14 protein-coding genes and 1 tRNA gene are annotated in these 17,773 nt (G+C 66.9%); 9 read left to right on the top strand and 6 right to left on the bottom strand.

Annotation, left to right across the window (positions count from 1 at the left end):
- Position 1: 1 nt before the first annotated feature.
- Genes thrC through argS form a run of 4 tightly spaced genes read right to left on the bottom strand, consistent with a single transcriptional unit; the run spans position 2 to position 5,552 of the window.
- Positions 2-1,108: a threonine synthase gene (gene thrC, locus ACEN9K_RS14155; RefSeq protein WP_018768417.1), complete on the bottom strand. Its 1,107-nt coding sequence runs from the start codon at positions 1,106-1,108 to the stop codon at positions 2-4.
- Positions 1,109-2,425, bottom strand: coding sequence for a homoserine dehydrogenase (locus ACEN9K_RS14160; RefSeq protein WP_018768418.1), 1,317 nt, complete (start codon positions 2,423-2,425; stop codon positions 1,109-1,111).
- On the bottom strand, positions 2,426-3,898 hold the full coding sequence (gene lysA, locus ACEN9K_RS14165) for a diaminopimelate decarboxylase (RefSeq protein ID WP_018768419.1): 1,473 nt from the start codon (positions 3,896-3,898) through the stop codon (positions 2,426-2,428).
- 4 nt (positions 3,899-3,902) lie between these two features.
- Positions 3,903-5,552 (bottom strand): arginine--tRNA ligase, encoded by a 1,650-nt coding sequence (argS, locus tag ACEN9K_RS14170; RefSeq protein ID WP_018768420.1) that lies wholly within the window; start codon positions 5,550-5,552, stop codon positions 3,903-3,905.
- Between the two features lie 210 nt (positions 5,553-5,762).
- Here argS and ACEN9K_RS14175 point away from each other — a divergent pair, with 210 nt between their 5' ends.
- The 4 genes from ACEN9K_RS14175 to ACEN9K_RS14190 all read left to right on the top strand — a co-directional run bounded on the left by ACEN9K_RS14175 (position 5,763) and on the right by ACEN9K_RS14190 (position 8,860).
- A complete protein-coding gene (locus ACEN9K_RS14175) occupies positions 5,763-6,254 on the top strand; it encodes an FMN-binding protein (protein WP_051081309.1) in 492 nt (163 codons plus the stop codon).
- 3 nt (positions 6,255-6,257) lie between these two features.
- On the top strand, positions 6,258-7,130 hold the full coding sequence (locus tag ACEN9K_RS14180; RefSeq protein ID WP_495634568.1) for an FAD:protein FMN transferase: 873 nt from the start codon (positions 6,258-6,260) through the stop codon (positions 7,128-7,130).
- Complete coding sequence (locus tag ACEN9K_RS14185) at positions 7,127-8,677, top strand: FAD-dependent oxidoreductase (protein ID WP_018768423.1); 1,551 nt, start codon at positions 7,127-7,129, stop codon at positions 8,675-8,677. Before ACEN9K_RS14180 ends, ACEN9K_RS14185 begins: the two co-directional genes overlap by 4 nt.
- 110 nt (positions 8,678-8,787) lie before the next feature.
- A tRNA-Arg gene (locus ACEN9K_RS14190) sits at positions 8,788-8,860 on the top strand.
- An 83-nt stretch (positions 8,861-8,943) separates the two neighbouring features.
- Here ACEN9K_RS14190 and ACEN9K_RS14195 read toward each other — a convergent pair.
- Entirely contained in the window at positions 8,944-9,894 is a 951-nt protein-coding gene (locus tag ACEN9K_RS14195; protein ID WP_018768424.1) for a cation diffusion facilitator family transporter, read from the bottom strand.
- Between the two features lie 125 nt (positions 9,895-10,019).
- Between ACEN9K_RS14195 and ACEN9K_RS14200 the strand changes: the two genes are divergently transcribed.
- Positions 10,020-11,072 (top strand): M4 family metallopeptidase, encoded by a 1,053-nt coding sequence (locus tag ACEN9K_RS14200; RefSeq protein WP_495634569.1) that lies wholly within the window; start codon positions 10,020-10,022, stop codon positions 11,070-11,072.
- 57 nt (positions 11,073-11,129) lie between these two features.
- Complete coding sequence (locus ACEN9K_RS14205; RefSeq protein WP_018768426.1) at positions 11,130-11,462, top strand: protealysin inhibitor emfourin; 333 nt, start codon at positions 11,130-11,132, stop codon at positions 11,460-11,462.
- A 13-nt stretch (positions 11,463-11,475) separates the two neighbouring features.
- Here ACEN9K_RS14205 and ACEN9K_RS14210 read toward each other — a convergent pair whose 3' ends face one another.
- Positions 11,476-12,444, bottom strand: coding sequence for a GlxA family transcriptional regulator (locus ACEN9K_RS14210; RefSeq protein ID WP_018768427.1), 969 nt, complete (start codon positions 12,442-12,444; stop codon positions 11,476-11,478).
- An 81-nt stretch (positions 12,445-12,525) separates the two neighbouring features.
- Here ACEN9K_RS14210 and ACEN9K_RS14215 point away from each other — a divergent pair, with 81 nt between their 5' ends.
- From ACEN9K_RS14215 to ACEN9K_RS14225, 3 genes are all read left to right on the top strand, one after another.
- Positions 12,526-12,693 (top strand): hypothetical protein, encoded by a 168-nt coding sequence (locus ACEN9K_RS14215; protein WP_018768428.1) that lies wholly within the window; start codon positions 12,526-12,528, stop codon positions 12,691-12,693.
- 78 nt (positions 12,694-12,771) lie between these two features.
- Positions 12,772-16,740 (top strand): ATP-dependent RNA helicase HrpA, encoded by a 3,969-nt coding sequence (gene hrpA / locus ACEN9K_RS14220; protein ID WP_495634570.1) that lies wholly within the window; start codon positions 12,772-12,774, stop codon positions 16,738-16,740.
- Between the two features lie 30 nt (positions 16,741-16,770).
- Positions 16,771-17,754: a beta-ketoacyl-ACP synthase III gene (locus tag ACEN9K_RS14225; protein ID WP_134163838.1), complete on the top strand. Its 984-nt coding sequence runs from the start codon at positions 16,771-16,773 to the stop codon at positions 17,752-17,754.
- The last annotated feature ends 19 nt before the right edge of the window (positions 17,755-17,773 follow it).

A 17,773-nucleotide genomic window follows, 5' to 3' on the forward strand; every position in this document is an offset into this window, starting at 1 on the left:
GCTATTTTTCTTCCAGTCCCAGCTCAGCGGCGACAGTAACCACGTCATTCGGTACCTTGACGGGCTGGACTTCGCTGCCGTCTTCCGTGCGCAGGGCCCACTGGGGGTCCTTCAGGCCGTGCCCGGTGACGGTGATGACGATGGTCTTGCCGCTGGGAACCTCGCCGGCGGCGTGCTTCTTGAGCAGGCCCGCCACGCCGGCAGCGGAGCCGGGCTCCACGAACACGCCTTCCCTGGCCGACAGCCAGCGGTGGGCGTTCAGGATTTCCTCGTCGGTGACGGCATCGATGAGTCCACCGGATTCGTCACGTGCCCCTACGGCCCCGTCCCAGGAAGCGGGGTTTCCGATGCGGATGGCCGTGGCGATGGTGTCCGGCTCGGTGATCGGGTGGCCCGCCACGAACGGTGCTGCCCCGGCTGCCTGGAAGCCCCACATGGCGGGCGTCCTGGTGGCGACGGCGGGCAGGGTGCCGGCCGTGTCGGATTCGAAGGGGGCTGAATACTCCTTGTAGCCCTTCCAGTATGCCGTGATGTTGCCGGCATTGCCCACGGGCAGGACGTGGATGTCCGGTGCGTCGCCCAGGGCATCGACCACTTCGAAGGCGCCGGTCTTCTGGCCCTGGATGCGGGCAGGGTTGACGGAGTTGACCAGGAAGACGGGGTACGACTCCCCCAGCTTGCGGGCGATGTCCAGGCAGTTGTCGAAGTTGCCGTCCACCTGCAGGAGGGTGGCGCCATGGGCGATCGCCTGGCTCAGCTTGCCCATGGAGATCTTGCCCTCGGGCACCAGGACGGCGCACTTCAGGCCGGCGGCGGTTGCGTAGGCGGCGGCTGAAGCGGACGTGTTGCCGGTGGACGCACACACAACGGCCTTCGCACCGGAGGCTACCGCCGCGGTCATGGCCATGGTCATGCCCCGGTCCTTGAAGGACCCGGTGGGGTTCATCCCCTCCACTTTCAGGTAGACCTCGGAACCGGTGAGTTCTGAGAGCTTCTGCGCGTGGACCAGCGGGGTGCCGCCCTCCCCCAGGGTGATCACCCGGGTGGACTCCGTCACGGGCAGACGGTCAGCGTATTCGCGGATGACGCCGCGCCATTGGTGAGCCACTTAGACTCCTTCTACCCGCAGAACGGATGTAACTGAATTGATGACGTCCAGGCCCTTTACGGCCTGGACGGTGGCTGCAAGGGCAGCCTCTGATGCGCGGTGGGTGACAATCCGCAGTTCGGCCGACTCCACGTTGGATTCCGCATCCCGGTGGATGGTCTGCCGCATGATTTCGATGGAGACGCCGTGCTCGGCGAACAGCTGGGCGATCCGGGCAAGCACACCGGGCTGGTCTGCAACATCCAGGCCGATGTAGTAGCTGGTGGTGGCCGCTTCGATGGGCAGCGCCGGGACGTGGCCGGTGGTGGTTTCCGTGCGCTGGGGTCCGCCCAGGACCAGCCGGCGGGCGGCCGACACGAGATCGCCCATAACGGCAGACGCCGTGGGGGTTCCCCCGGCGCCCTGGCCGTAGAACATCAGCTCGCCGGCGTTTTCCGCTTCGATGAACACGGCGTTGAAGGCACCGCGGACCGCGGCCAGCGGATGTTCGCGCGGCAGGAGGGTGGGGTGGACACGGACGGACACGCCTTCCTCACCATTGGCGTCGGTCAGCTTCTCCGCGATGGCCAGCAGCTTGATCACGAAGCCGGCGTCCTTCGCCGCGGCGATGTCGGCAGCGCTGACGTTGGTGATTCCCTCGCAGTGGACGTTCTCCAGGGCGAAGCGGGTGTGGAAGGAGAGCGAGGCCAGGATGGCGGCCTTGGCGGCGGCGTCGTGGCCTTCGACGTCGGCTGTGGGGTCGGCTTCCGCGTAGCCAAGGCGCTGGGCCTCGGCGAGGGCGTCCGCGAACTGGGCACCGGTGGAATCCATCTGGTCAAGGATGAAGTTGGTGGTGCCGTTGACGATGCCCAGCACCCGGGTGATCCGGTCGCCCGAGAGGCTGTCGCGGATGGGGCGGAGGATGGGAATGGCACCGGCCACGGCAGCTTCGTAGGAGAGCTGGACGTGGGCCTTGTCAGCCTCTTCGTAGAGGGTGGGGCCGTCCTGGGCCAGGAGCGCCTTGTTGCCCGTCACGACGCACGCGCCGTTGCGCAGGGCGGAGAGGATCAGGGTGCGGGCCGGTTCGATGCCGCCCATCAGTTCGATCACCAGGTCGGCGTCCTTGACCAGGGTGTCGGCGTCGGTGGTGAAGAGCTCCTGCGGCAGGTCAACGTCGCGCGGGGCGTTGACGTTGCGCACGGCGATGCCGCTGAGCTGCAGGCGGGCACCTGTCCGGGCGGCAAGGGCATCGGCGTCCTCAAGGAGGATCCGCGCAACCTGGGCCCCAACGTTGCCACAGCCCAGCAGGGCTACTTTCAGCGTTCGCATTTCCGTCATTCAGGCTCCCATGTCGCGGTTCAGCAGGTCTTCTTCGGTTTCCCCGCGGACAATCAGCCGGGAAGATCCGTCGCGCACCGCGACAACGCCCGGCCGGGCCAGATAGTTGTAGTTGCTCGAGAGGGCCCAGCAGTAGGCGCCGGTTCCCGGTACAGCAAGCAGATCACCGGCTGCCACGTCCTCGGGCAGATATACATCTCTAACAACTATGTCGCCGCTCTCGCAATGTTTGCCCACCACGCGGGACAGCTGCGGCGCCGCGCCGGACGTCCGCGAGGCCAGAACGGCCGAATAATCCGCGTCGTACAGCACTGGCCGGGCGTTATCGCTCATGCCACCGTCAACCGAAACATACCGGCGGGGATACGTAACGTTGTTGCCCGCGTCACCGTCCGCGGAAGCCGCAGGGGCATCCACGCGGACCGTCTTCACGGTGCCCACCTCGTAAAGGGTGAACGTGGTGCTGCCCACGATGGCGCGCCCGGGCTCGATGGAGATGCGGGGCGCGTCAATGCCCAGCTCGGCGCAGGTGGAACGCACGACGGCGGCCATCGCCGTGGCGATTTCAGCGGCGGGGCGCGGGGTGTCCACCGGGGTGTAGGCAATCCCGTATCCGCCCCCGAGGTCCAGTTCCGGCAGGGTGATGGAGTATTTTTCCTGCATGGCGGCCAGGAAGCGAAGGAGCTTCTCGGCGGCCAGCGCGAAACCGTCCGGTTCGAAGATCTGCGACCCAATGTGGCAGTGCAGGCCCAGCAGTTCGATGCCGGGATGGGCTGTGGCCGCCGCCACTGCTTCCTCGGCGGCCGAGATCCCGGCCTCGTCAGTGGTGTCGGCTGCCATGGAGAGGCCGAACTTCTGGTCCTCGTGGGCAGTGGCGATGAACTCGTGGGTGTGGGCGTGCACGCCGGGAGTCAGCCGAAGCATGACCTTGGCCTGTTCACCGCGGGCCTCGGCGATGGTGCCCACCCTGTGGAGTTCGGCCAGGCTGTCCACCACGATCCGGCCCAGTCCCATGTCCAGGGCCCGGTGGATTTCGCCGTCGGACTTGTTGTTGCCGTGCAGCGCGACGTCCGCGCCGGGAATTCCGGCCCGGTGGGCCACGGCGAGTTCGCCGCCCGAGGCGGTGTCCAGGCGCAGCCCTTCCTCTTCCACCCAGCGGACCACCGCGGTGCAGAGGAACGACTTTCCGGCGTAGTAGACGTCCACTCCCCCGCAAATATCGGCAAAGGCATCGTTAAAGGCGTCGCTGAATGCCCTGGCCCGGGCACGGAAGTCGTTCTCGCTCATCACGAAAAGCGGGGTGCCGTACTGCCGCTGAAGCTCGCTGACGGGGATGCCGTCAATGCTGAGTTCGCCGTCCCCGTTGCGTGCCACGTCGCGGGCCCACATCGGTTCGTGGAGGGCATTGAGGTCGTCCGGAACCGTGAGCCACTCCGGGGCAAGCGGAGAAGCCTGGGCTGCTGTGTGCGTCACCGGGTCACATCCGTTCCGGCGCCGAAACGCCCAGCAGGTCGAGTCCGTTCGCCAGCACCTGGCTGGTGGCGTCGTTGAGCCACAGACGGGTGCGGTTGAGGTCGGTCACGGGTTCGTCGCCCATGGGGGCAATGCGGCAGGCGTCGTACCAGCGGTGGTAAGCCCCGGCGATGGCCTCAAGGTGCCGTGCCACGCGGTGCGGTTCGCGCAGCTCTGCTGCCTTGGCCACGATGGACGGGTAGCTGCCCAGGTAGGACAGCAGCTCGTTTTCCGTGGCGTGGTCCAGCAGCGAGGCGTCGAACGCGGAACGGTCCACGCCCGCAGCCACGGCATTGCGTGCGGCGCCGCGCGAGCGGGCATGGGCGTACTGCACGTAGAACACCGGGTTCTCGTTGCTGTGCTTCTTCAACAGGTCCGGGTCAAGGGTCAGCGGTGAATCGGCGGGGAACCGGGCCAGCGAGTAGCGGACGGCGTCCTTGCCCAGCCACTCGATCAGGTCCTTGAGTTCGATGATGTTGCCGGCGCGCTTGGACAGCTTGGCACCGTTGACGGACACCAGCTGGCCGATCAGGACCTCGATGTTGACCTCGGGGTCGTCACCGGCAGCGGCGGCAATGGCCTTGAGCCGGTTGATGTAGCCGTGGTGGTCGGCGCCCAGGAGGTAGATCTTCTCGGTGAAGCCGCGGTCCTTTTTGGACAGGTAGTAGGCGGCGTCAGCGGCAAAGTAGGTGGGCTCGCCGTTCGCCCGGACCATCACGCGGTCCTTGTCGTCGCCAAAGTCCGTGGTCCGCAGCCAGACCGCCCCGCCGTCGTCGAACACGTGGCCCTGTTCGCGAAGGCGGGCCACGGCACTTTCAATGGCGCCGGCGTCGTGCAGTTCCTGTTCGGAGAAGAAGACGTCGAACTCGACGCCGAAGTCCGCCAGGGTGGCCTTGATGTCCTTCATCTGCGCTTCATAGGCGGCGGCGCGGATGACCGGCAGGGCTGCCACTTCAGTGAGCTCGCGGATGTCCGGGTGGGCAGTGAGCACTTCGTGGCCCAGGTCCGCGATGTACTGTCCCGGGTAGCCGCCGTCCGGCACGGGAAGGCCGTGCAGCCGGTTGTAGACGGAGGTGGCGAAGGTGTTCATCTGCGAGCCGGCGTCATTGATGTAGTACTCGGCCGTGACGTCGGCCCCGGACGCCCGCAGCACGCGGGCGATGGAATCGCCCAGGGCGGCCCAGCGGGTGTGCCCGATGTGCAGCGGCCCGGTGGGGTTTGCGGACACGAACTCCATGTTGACGGTGTGCCCGGCGAGCGCCGTGTTGGTGCCGTAGTCCCCGCCGGCCTCGACAATGACCTTTGCCAGGGCGCCGGCGGCCGCGGCGTCCACCGTGATGTTCAGGAAGCCAGGGCCGGCGATGTCGACGGCGGAGACGCCGTCGATGGTCTTCAACCGGCTGCTGAGGAGGGTGGCGAATTCGCGCGGGTTGGTACCCGCCTGCTTGGCGAGTTGGAGGGCAATGTTGGTGGCCCAGTCGCCGTGGTCCCGGTTCTTGGGCCGCTCCACGCGCACCTCAGCCGGAATGGCTGACGCCGCAAGGTCAATATCACCGGCGGCGACGGCGTCTTTGAGGCAGGCGGATATGGCGAGGGAAAGTTCTTCGGGAGTCACCCCTCTAGACTACCGGGGGCCAGTGACAGCAAAGAATTTGGCGGCCTGGGCCGCCCTTCCGGCTCCATGGACGGGTGGGCCCGGCTCCGCGGTGAACCATTCCGGCCCATCCGGCGTTGACTAGACCGTAACCACTGCCGCACGGGATTGCGCAAAGACGGCATTGCGCAAAGAGACCGGTACAGCCCCAACAGTGAAACGAGAGCCTTCATGAGACCCTCCACCCCTCAAAGCCCCGCCATATCCAGCGCCGCGCTCCGCAAGGGTATCTTCGCCGGCCTTGCAGGCCTGTCCCTCGCAGGAACCGTGGCCGGCTGTGCACCATCCACGGCGGACAGCACCCCGGGCGCTGCGGGAAGCCCGTCCACTCCTTCTGCGGGTTCTTCCGCCCTGGCCGGCAGCGGCGGCAATTACAGAGACGGCACCTACAGCGCGGACGGGAACTACGTGTCACCCAACGGCACGGAAACGGTGGGCGTTCAGCTGACGCTGGCGGCGGGAAAGGTCACGGACGTGCAGATCACCCAGCACCCGTCCAATCCGAACACCCGCAAGTTCCAGGGCCAGTTCGCCGGTGGCATCGCTGCCCAGGTGGTGGGCAGGAACATCGATGAACTGAACGTTTCCAAGGTTGCAGGCTCCTCCCTGACCAGCGGAGGCTTCAACCAGGCCGTGGACAAGATCAAGGCGGAGGCGCAGTAGGCGGTGTCCGTCACGGACTGGGATGACTTCCTGTTCCAGGGGATCGGAACCGGCTGGGACATCACCACTCCCCTGCCGTTGCCCGCGCCCCTGCGCGCACGCGTGCTTAACACGGTTGAGAAGTTCGACGCCGACTGGTCCCGTTTCCGGGCCGACTCGCTGGTGTCGGACCTGGCACGGGAGCCGGGGCGTTATCAGTTTCCGGACGAGGCTGCTCCGCTGGGCGAGCTTTACAGCCTGCTCTACCGGCTGACCGGCGGCGCCATGACGCCGCTGATTGGCGGCAGCCTGGAGCGCCTGGGGTATGACGCAGCGTATTCGCTCCGGCCGGCCGGTCCGCCGCTGCCTGCGCCGGCCTGGGAATCGGTGCTCACGTGGTCCGGAACCGTCCTGACGGCCAGCGCCCCCGTGCTGCTGGACATCGGCGCCGCAGGCAAGGGCCTGCTGGTGGACCTCCTGGCCGCGGACCTGGCGGCCGCCGGCATCGGCGCCTTCGTCATCGACGCCAGTGGCGACCTGCTGGCCCGCGGGGCAGGACCCGTCAGCGTGGCGCTTGAACACCCCTACAACCCTGCACAGGCGATTGGGACGATCCACCTGGACGGCCGCGCCCTGTGTGCGTCGGCTGCCAACCGCCGCGCCTGGGGGGACGGACTCCACCACGTCCTGGACGGGACCACCGGGCAGCCGGTGCGGACCGCCGTCGCCACCTGGGCCCTGGCGGGGACTGCCATGGTGGCCGACGCACTCGCCACGGCCCTGTTCTTTGTTCCCGGCGCCACGCTTCAGGAAAGCTTTGATTTTTCGTGGCTGACCGTCTTTTCCGACGGCAGCGCCGCCTACTCCGCCGAATTCGAAGGGATGCTGTTCCCATGAGTCCCGTGGAAACACCGCACCCCCCGGCGCCGTCCCTGGCCGGCCGGATGGGGACCGCCGTGGGCAGGTTCACCATGTACCGGGTTGTCCTAACAGTCCTGGCGGTCCTGGCCGCCTACAGCATCCTGCTCAACATCCTGGGCTGGCTGACGTTCGGTATCCCGGAAATGCTCGCGCACCTGGCGCTGTGCCTGGGCTTGACCTACGCCTCCAACCGGGCGCTGGCGGCGCTTTTCCGGGTCAACCCCCACACGGAGTCCTCCCTCATCACGGGGCTGCTGCTGTATTTCCTGTTCTGGCCGTCCCTGCAGCCGCTGGACCTGGCCGGGGTGGCACTGGCATGCGTCCTGGCCTCCGCCTCCAAATATGCCTTGGCGTGGCGCGGCCGGCACATCTTCAATCCTGCCGCCGCCGGCGCCTTCGCCACCGGCCTCACCGGGCTGAATATCGCTACGTGGTGGGCGGCAACTCCTGCCATGCTGTGGCTGCTGGTGCCGGGCGTGCTGCTGGTCCTGTACCGGACCCGCAAAGTGCTGATGGCATCCATGTTCACGCTGGTGGCCACCGCCATCATCACCCTTGAACTGCTTCGATCGGGCATGACGGCGGGCATGGGCATCTACCAGGCCCTGGCGCAGCGGCCGGTCCTGTTCTTCGTGGGATTCATGCTGACCGAGCCCCTGACCCTGCCGCCCCGCCGCAGGCACCAGCTGGCGCTGGCCGCCGTGGTGGGAGTGCTCTTCGCCGTCCCCTGGAACCTGGGCCTGTTCGCCAACTCGCCCGAGGCAGCCCTGCTGGCAGGCAACCTGCTGGCCTTCCTGGCAGGGCAGCGCGGGGCCGTGAAGCTCCGGTTCACCGGCACCCGGCAGCTGACGCCCGCCACCACCGAGTTCACGTTCAACCCGGCCCGGCCGGTGCGCTTCCTTCCGGGCCAGTACATGGAACTGGACCTGCCGCACGCGAGGCCGGACGGCAAGGGCCGACGCCGGGTGTTCAGCCTGACAAGCCCACCGCGGGAGCGGCTGGTGAAGTTCGCCGTGCGGACGGCCGGTCCCTTGTCTGCGGCAAAGGAGGCGCTGCTGGCCCTGCGGCCGGGCGACGAAGTGGCAGCCACGGCGGTGGGCGGCGACTTTGTCCTGCCGCGCGATCCGCACCGGCCGGTCTTGCTCATCGCGGCGGGAATCGGCATCACGCCCTTCGTTTCATACCTGTCCTCCGGGGGCCTGCGGGAGCGGGACGCCGTGCTCCTGCTCCTGGCCCAAAGCGCAGGGGAAGTGGCCTACGCGGAGGAACTCCGGGACGCCGGCATCCGGGTGCTGGTGCGGTTGGCGGACGGTTCCCGGCCGCCCTCCGGCCTGGCCTCCGCTGCCGCAAACACCGGCCCGGGAGCCCGGCTGGACGGAGGGGCCCTTGCGGCGCTCGTGCCGGACATCGCCGCCCGTGACGTCTATGTTTCGGGGTCCCCGGCAAGCGTTGCATCGCTCCGCCGGGCGGCGAAGAGCGCCGGTGCCCGCCGGGTCCGGACGGACTCCTTCGCCGGCTATTGAAACCGCTTCTTTGCCTGTCCATTCCTGGCCTTGGTGTCGGTTTTCCCTTGCGGGCCACCTTCCTGCTAAGCTCTAGGACGTCCCGCCGGGAACGGCAGGAAATACGGATTGCCCTCGTAGCTCAGGGGATAGAGCGTCTGCCTCCGGAGCAGAAGGTCGTAGGTTCGAATCCTATCGAGGGCACAGAAAACCCCCGCCGCTTCACTGAAGCGGCGGGGGTTCTTTCGTTTTCCGGCCTTTCCTGCTGCGCTGCGGAAGCCGCAGGATCAGAAATGCAGGGCAACCTCGTCAAGCGTGGCCAGGGTCAGCACGGCTTCCTCGACAGTTTCATGGTCTTCCAGCTCACGCTCGATCCGGCGCAGGACCACCGCCACTTCATGTTCGGGATGGTCCCCCTGCAGGTCCACGGCCGCAACCAGGTACAGCTTGCGGGGACCGACGAATTCCAGGTGCAGGTACGTGAGCCGCGCGATCTCGGGGTGCGCCAGCACCCGTTGCGCCATGGACCGTTCAATGTCGGGGGTGACGCCCTGGCCCACCAGGAAGCGCCTGTTGCGGTCGATCAGGACGACGGCGACGACGGCCAGCAGCACGCCGACCGCGATCGAACCGATTGCATCGGGCAACGGCGATCCGGTGACCTGGTGCAGGAACACGCCCACGAAGGCTATGACAAGGCCGATCAGCGCGGCAGCGTCCTCGGCGAAGACGGCGCGCAGGGTGGGATCGGAGCTGATGAGCACCTGCTCCATCGTGTGCCGGTCCAGCTCATGGGCCGCCTTCCTGGTCTGCCGGAAAGCCTGGACAAAGGAGATGCCTTCGAAGACGAAAGACACCGCCAGGACCACATAGGCCACCATGAAATCTGCGGCCGGCTCCGGCTCGATGATCTCCTGGATGCCATGCATGATGGACACCACCGCGCCGGCGGTAAAGAGTCCGAACGCGGCGAACATGGACCACACGTAGGCTTCACGGCCGTAGCCCATGGGATGGCTCTTGTCCCTGGGCCTGCCTGAACGGCGCTCGGCGAAGAACAGGAACACCTGGTTTCCTGTGTCCGCCCAGGAGTGGGCTGCCTCCGCTGCCATGGAGGCCGAGCCCGAAAGGACTGCGGCCACCGACTTCGCCACCGCCACGAGCGTATTGGCTACGAAGGCGATGATGACCGTGAGGAGGGTGGAGCCGGGCTTGTTGTGCTTTTCGGTGTCAGCCATGCGCCTACCGTACCCATCCGGGCCTGCTGCAGCACCCGGAAGCCAACCGAATTCGCGGCGGCCGCCTGCAGTCAATTGTCGGAGGCTCCTCTTAGGCTGAAACCACCTAGCTGAGGGAGTACGCCATGCAAGTTCAGTTCTGTTCCATCGTTCCGCCCTACCTGTTGCGCCGGCTGGCCCAACAGGACGCACCGGGATTCTCTTCGGCGGCAAGCGCGGCCCGGAAGGCCCTTGGCCACATCGAATCATTCCAGGCAGCACGTGCACAGGCCGTCCCGGTCCTCCCGCCCGGGCTGCGCCAGGTCAAGCCGGGCCCGGTGGACCGCACCATCTACGATGCCGGCGGCGAAGAAACGCTCCCGGGCAGGCTGGTCCGGGAAGAAGGCGGGCGCGCCACCGGCGACGCCGCCACCGATGAAGCCTACGACGGCCTGGGTCACACGCACCGGCTGTATGCCGACGCCTTCGGCCGGGATTCGGTTGACGGACGCGGCATGAAGCTCGATGCCACGGTGCACTTCGGCAACCTGTACGACAACGCTTTCTGGAACGGCACCCAGATGGTGTTCGGTGACGGCGACGGCGACGTCTTTGACCGGTTCACCAAGTCCCTCAGCGTTATTGGACACGAACTGGCGCACGGGGTCACCCAGTACTCGGCCGGGCTTGCGTACCGGAACCAGGCGGGCGCCCTTAATGAGTCGATGTCAGATGTCTTCGGCGCCCTCGTTGAGCAGTACGTCAAGAACCAGTCCGCTGCCCAGGCCAGCTGGCTGATCGGTGAAGGCCTCTTTACATCCAAGGTCCAGGGGCAGGCCCTTCGGTCCATGAAGGCGCCCGGAACGGCGTACGACGACGACGTGCTGGGCAAGGACCCGCAACCCGACTCCATGGACTCGTATGTCCGGACCAGCGCAGACAACGGCGGTGTCCACATCAACTCCGGCATCCCCAACCGCGCGTTCTACCTGGTGGCGGACGCCCTCGGCGGCAACGCCTGGGAGGCGCCCGGCCGCATCTGGTACGAGACCCTTACCAGCGGTTCGATGCCGCCGGCCGCAACCTTCACCGTCTTTGCCCGCGCCACGGCACGGGCCGCCGCGGACCTGTTCGGTTCGGGGTCCAAAGAGCATGACGCCGTAACGGGGGCGTGGGAAACTGTGAAGGTCAAGGTTTAACCACCCCGGCTGACCGTCACTGGCCGCCGGGCCGCAGGGAAGCCCAGGGGCCAGGCCATGAAGATCAAGGTGGAACGGAGCGGCGGGATAGCTGCGGTTACGCGGGTGTGGACGGTCGATGCGCAATCGGACAGCGACCTCAGCCAATGGCAGCCCCTGGTCGAGGCCTGCCCGTGGGATTCGGTACCCAAGACGCCAAGGGCAGCTGCCGAGCAATTTGCGGAAGCCCAACCGGACAGGTTCATCTACTCGATCCGGGCAGGGCAACGCAGGGCAGCACTTCCCGAGCAGGCCGTCACCGGACCCTGGCGGATTCTTGTGGACAGCGCACGGGAAGCGGCCGAGGAACTCCGCGACCAGGAACGCCGCGACGAGCCCGCCCCGGGCTAGGGTGCAAAGGGTGCTACCCCGCCACAGCCAGTTGGCCGCGGAAAGCGCGGCGGTATGACTGCGGGCTGGTGTCCAGGACCTTGGCGAAGTGGTGCCGCAGCAGGACAGGGTGCCCGAAGCCGGACTCCCTGGCGATTTCTTCGATGTTCAGGTCCGTGGACTCAAGGAGTTCCTGGGCCCGGAGCACCCGCTGTGAATTGAGCCAGGCGGCAGGCGTCGCTCCGGTCTCGGACCGGAAGCGCCGGGCGAACGTCCTGGCCGACAGGTGCACGCGTGCCGCCAGTTCGCTTACCGTGTGCTCGCGGTCCAGGTTCTCCACCATCCAGCGCAGCAGCTCCTCCATGGGAGCTGAGCCGCAGGCCGGCATTGGCCGGTCAATGAACTGCGCCTGGCCGCCGTCGCGGTGCGGAGGAACCACCATGTCCCTGGCGATCGCGGCGGCCACCTTGGCCCCGAGTTCGACCCGCACAAGGTGGAGGCAGGCATCGATCCCGGCGGCGGTCCCTGCGGACGTAATGATGTTGCCGTCCTGCACGTAGAGTACGTTTTCGTCCACCTGCACGCCGGGATTTTCGGCGGCCAGTTGGCCGGAGTAGTGCCAGTGCGTGGTGCAGCGGCGCCCATCCAGCAAGCCGGCGCGGGCCAAGGCAAAAGCGCCCGAGCAGATGGACATCACCCATGCCCCCCTTGCATCAGCAGCCCTCAGCGCCTCGACTACGGATTCATGCAACTCGTCGCCCCTCCCGTAGGGGGCCATGATGACCAGGTCCGCATCTTCGGTGGCTTCAAGTCCCAGGCCCACGTTGAGGGTCAGGCCTGACTTCAACCGGACGTCGCCAGGCTCCGGCGTGCAGACGCGGAAGTCGAAGGCCGGGACGCCGCTCCCCCGGCCGGATCTGTCGATGCCGAATACCTCGCAGGCAGTGCCGAACTCGAACATCGAGAAGTTGGGAACCACGATGACGGCCACTGATTTGAGCATGCTTCCATTGTGGCAGGAATTATGTCTTTTTGGGCATTTCTGCCACTTTTTCCCTGTTGCAGGATGGAGAAGCATGGAGGCATGGAAATCCTCATAACCCTCCTCATCCTCCTGATCCTCCTCGTGGCCGCAGCAACCATTTCAGCGCTTCTGCGTGATGGCCGGGGGCACACGCCTCCTGCTGAATCCCACGAAGCCTGGTCCGCCCTGGACCTCCCAAGCATTAACTACACGCTCCGCGTTTTCTAGGGCAGAACCAAAGGCGCCGGACACCTGCCGGCAGTACAAACGGGAAGCCGGGGCTCCCGCAGTAGACTGTCTGCAGCCATGACTTTTCATATCTCCTATCCCGCCGAGCTGCCGGTTTCCGAGCGCCGCGAGGACTTGATGGCCGCGATCGCGGCCAACCAGGTGACCATCATCGCCGGCGAGACCGGCTCCGGAAAGACCACCCAGATCCCCAAGATGTGCCTGGAACTTGGCCTGGGCGAGAAGGGACTGATCGGCCACACGCAGCCCCGGCGGCTGGCAGCCCGGACCGTGGCCGAGCGCATTGCGGAAGAGCTTGGCGTGGACATCGGCCAGGAGGTGGGCTTCCAGGTCCGTTTCACCGGTGAGGTAAGCAAGGCAACCAAGGTCAAGCTGATGACCGACGGCATCCTGCTTGCCGAGATCCAGCGGGACAGACTGCTGCGCAGATACAGCACCATCATCATTGACGAGGCACACGAACGAAGCCTCAACATCGACTTCATCCTGGGCTACCTCAAGCGGATCCTGCCGCAGCGGCCGGACCTGAAGGTGATCATCACCTCGGCCACCATCGACCCGGAACGGTTCGCCCACCACTTCGGGACCCCGGAACAACCCGCTCCCATCGTCGAAGTCTCCGGCCGGACCTATCCGGTGGAAATCCGCTACCGGCCGCTGTCCCAGCCCAAGGCCGACGACGACGACCCCTCGGACGATGAACTTGAGGAGGACCGCGATCCCCTGGATGCCGTCTGCGATGCGGTGGACGAGCTCGCGGCGGAGGCGCCCGGTGACATCCTGGTCTTCTTCTCCGGCGAGCGGGAGATCCGCGACGCCGCGGACGCACTCCAGGCCCGGATCCAGTCCAACCGAAGGCTGTCCAACACCGAGATCCTTCCCCTGTTCGCGCGCCTGAGCCTGCAGGAGCAGCACAAGGTGTTCCACCCCGGCAGCAAGCGCCGGATCGTGCTTGCCACCAACGTGGCGGAAACGTCACTCACGGTGCCGGGCATCAAGTACGTCATCGACACGGGCACGGCCCGCATCTCCCGGTATTCGCACCGCACCAAGGTCCAGCGCCTGCCCATCGAACGCGTCTCGCAGGCATCGGCCAACCAGCGCTCCGGCCGCTGCGGCCGGGTGTCTGACGGCATCGCCATCCGGCTCTACTCGGAGGAGGACTACGAGTCCCGGCCCCGGTTCACGGATCCGGAGATCCTGCGCACCAACCTCGCCGCCGTCATCCTCCAGATGACCGCCATGGGCGTGGCAAAGGGCCCCAAGGACGTTGAGGAGTTCCCCTTTGTCGAGCCGCCGGAAACGCGGGCCATCAACGACGGCGTTACCCTCCTTCGCGAGCTCGGCGCCCTGGCTCCCCCACGCCCGCAAGACAACAGCGGTAAGCCCGGGGCAGGCGGCGGCCTCACCGCCGTCGGACAGAAACTCGCCCAGCTGCCCGTCGATCCCCGCCTGGGCCGAATGATCGTGGAGGCCGGAAAACGCGGCTGCGTCCGCGAAGTCATGGTCCTGGCGGCCGCGCTGACCATTCAGGACCCCCGCGAACGGCCCACAGACAAGCAGCAGCTGGCCGCGGAAAAGCACAACCGCTTCCGGGACGAAAACTCGGACTTCACCGGCTACCTCAACCTCTGGAACTACCTGCAGGAGAAACAGCAGGAACTGTCCTCGTCGGCCTTCCGCCGGTTGTGCCGGGCCGAATTCATCAACTACCTGCGGGTTCGCGAGTGGCAGGACCTCTTCGCGCAGTTGCGCCAGCTTGCGCGGCCGCTGGGGATCGCCCTGGACAACAAGCGCCTGGCCGATCCCGTGGGCAACCATGACGGGATCCACATCAGCCTGCTGTCCGGGCTCCTGAGCCACATCGGAATCCTGGATGAGCGCAAGCGCGAGTATGCAGGTGCCCGCGGCAGCCGGTTCGCGATCTTCCCCGGATCCGCGCTGTTCAAGAAGTCCCCCACGTTCGTCATGGCAGCGGAGCTGGTGGAAACCAGCCGCCTGTGGGCCAGGGTGGCGGCCAAATTCGATCCCCTGTGGGCCGAGCAGGTGGCACCGGACCTGGTGAAGCGCACCTACAGTGAACCGCACTGGTCCACGCGGCAGGGCGCGGTCATGGCCTACGAAAAGGTCACCCTTTATGGCGTTCCCATCATTGCCCAGCGGCGGATTAACTACGGCAGGGTGGATCCGGTCGTGGCCCGGGAGCTGTTCATCCGGCATGCCCTGGTGGAGGGTGACTGGAAGACCCACCACAAGTTCTTCCACCGCAACCGGGCGCTCCTGCATGAGGTGGAGGAACTCGAGGCACGCATGCGCCGCCGCGACCTGTTGGTGGATGACGAGACGCTGTTCGAGTTCTATGACGCCAGGATCGGCCCCGACGTGGTTTCCGAACGGCACTTCGATAAATGGTGGAAGGATGCCCGCCGGGAGAACCCGGACCTCCTGGACTACGACAAATCGCTGCTCCTCAGTGACGACGCCGATGACCTGGATGAATCGGCCTACCCCAAGACCTGGTTGCACAAGGGCTTCGAGCTTCCGCTGACGTACGAGTTCCACCCCGTGGCTCCTGGTTCACCGCCCAACCCGTCCGACGGCGTCACGGCCGAAGTTCCCGTCCTGTTCCTCAACCAGCTGGACGATGCCCCGTTCCGCTGGCTGATCCCCGGCCAGCGCGTGGAGCTGGTGACCGCGTTGATCAAGTCGCTGCCCAAGCAGGTCCGCAAGAACTTCGTTCCTGCCCCCGATGTTGCCCGGCAGGCGGTGGCGGTCCTCGAAGCGGACTTCGGTCCTGCCCGGGATGAGCTGGAGCCGTCGCTGGAACTCGCGCTGCGGCGGATCCGCGGCGCCATCATCCCACCCGGTTCCTGGAACTGGGACGCCGTGCCTGCGCACCTGCGCGTGAGTTTCAAGGTGGTGGACAGCGGCGGCAAGGTGCTGGGCGAAGGAAAGGACCTGGCCGAACTGCAGGAGAGGCTGGCTCCTGCCACCCGGCGTGCGATTGCAGACTCGCTCGGCGCCACGCCGGCCTCCACTGCGCCCGGCGCCGGCGGCAAGGCCCAGCAGCGCAGGAACGGCAAGGCGTCCGACGCCGGAGCAGCCGCACGCCCGCAGGCTGCCGGGGTGCCGGGAACCTCCGCCGCGGCCGGGTTCGTGGAGCAGGAAGGCCTGACGGAATGGAGTTTCGGCACCATCGAACGCCAGGTGAGCAGCATGGTCAAAGGCCACACCGTCACCGGGTACCCGGCCCTGGTGGACCAGGGAACCTCAGTGTCGCTGCGGGTCTTCCAGACACAGGAGGAACAGCTCGACGCGATGCGCGGCGGCGTGATCCGCCTGCTTGCCCTGCGGGTTCCGGCGCCGGACCGCTACGTCCTGGAGCACCTGAGCAACACGGAAAAGCTGACCTTCAGCCAGAACCCGCACGGCTCGGTATCCGCCCTCATCGCGGACTGCGCGCTGGCGGCCATCGACAAGCTCACCCCCGCAGACCTTCCCTGGGACCGGAAGGCCTTTGACCAGCTGTATGAGCTGGTGCGTGCCGAACTGATCGACACCGTCTTCACGGTCACCGCCGTGGTGGAGCGCATCCTGGCCAGCACCCGCCGGATCGAGAAGCAGCTCAAGGGCACCACCAGCCTGGCCCTGATCAGCGCGCTCAACGACGTCAAGAGCCAACTGGAACAACTGGTGTATCCCGGTTTTGTGGCACGCACGGGCTACGCACAGCTCAGCCAGATGCCCCGGTACCTGGCGGCCATCGAGAAGCGGCTGGAGCGGCTGCCCGGCAACGTCCAGCGCGACGCCCTTAACATGGCTGTCGTCCAGCGGCTTGAGGACGACTACGACGATGCCGTCTCGGCGCTGCTGCCGGGACGGCGGGCAGGACGCGAGTTAACCCAGGTGCGCTGGATGATCGAGGAACTTCGGGTAAGCCTGTTCGCCGTCGAGCTCGGCACCGCGTATTCAGTGTCTGAGAAGCGGATCCGCGCCGTGCTCAACAAAGCACTGGCCCCCGCCTAGCGGCGGCCAGCCACCAAGGAGAGGAATCCAATGAAGCTCACGCTTGCCCAGGGCCCGGCAGGGACAGAGATTGCAGGGCTCGGCCACGCCCAGCCCGCGCGCATCATGGACAACCATGAGCTCGAGGGCATGATGGACACCAACGACGAGTGGATCCGCCAGCGCACCGGCATCGTCACAAGGCACATCGCCGGCGAGGGCGAGACAGTGGTGGACCTCGCGGTTCCGGCGGCACGGATGGCCCTGGCCGATTCGGGCGTCGCGGCCGCGGACGTCGACCTCGTGGTGGTGGCCACCACCACGGCCGCCGAACGTTCCCCCAACACCGCGGGCCGGGTGGCCGAGGCGCTGGGCCTGGGACGGGACGGCCGGGGACCGGCCATCATGGACGTCAATACGGCCTGTTCGGGCTTTGAGTACGCCCTCGGCGTGGCCGACCAGGCCATCCGCAGCGGCAGCGCCTCCCACGCGATCGTCGTTGGCGCGGAAACCCTCTCAGCCGTGACCGACTGGACGGACCGCGCGACGGCGGTGCTCACCGCGGACGGCGCCGGCGCCGCCGTCGTGCGTCCGTCGGAGACGCCCCGCATTGGCCCGGTGGTGTGGGGGTCCGAGGGCGGCATGGCCGATGCTGTCCGGATCTCCCCGCCGTCGGGCAGGTTTTCGCAGAACGGCCGCGAGGTGCTGCGGTGGGCCCTGACCAAAGCGCCGGAGCGTGCCCGCGAGACGGTGGCCAGGGCGGGGCTGGCAATGGACGACATCCAGGTCCTTGCCGCGCACCAGGCCAACCTCCGCATCATCGAACCGCTGGCCGAGGCCCTGGGGCTGTCGGACCGGATTGTCATCACCGACGTCACCGAGTCCGGGAACACGTCCGCTGCCAGCGTGCCGCTGGGGCTGAGCAAATGGTGGCACTCCGGAAGGATCCCGGCGGACGTCCCCGCACTGCTTTTCGGCTTCGGCGGCGGCTTCACCTATGCGGGCATGGTGGCGATGACGCCGCGCCGGGACTGATCTCCCTGCCAGCTTTCCC

Source organism: Pseudarthrobacter sp. Pseusp20 (assembly GCF_059492155.1).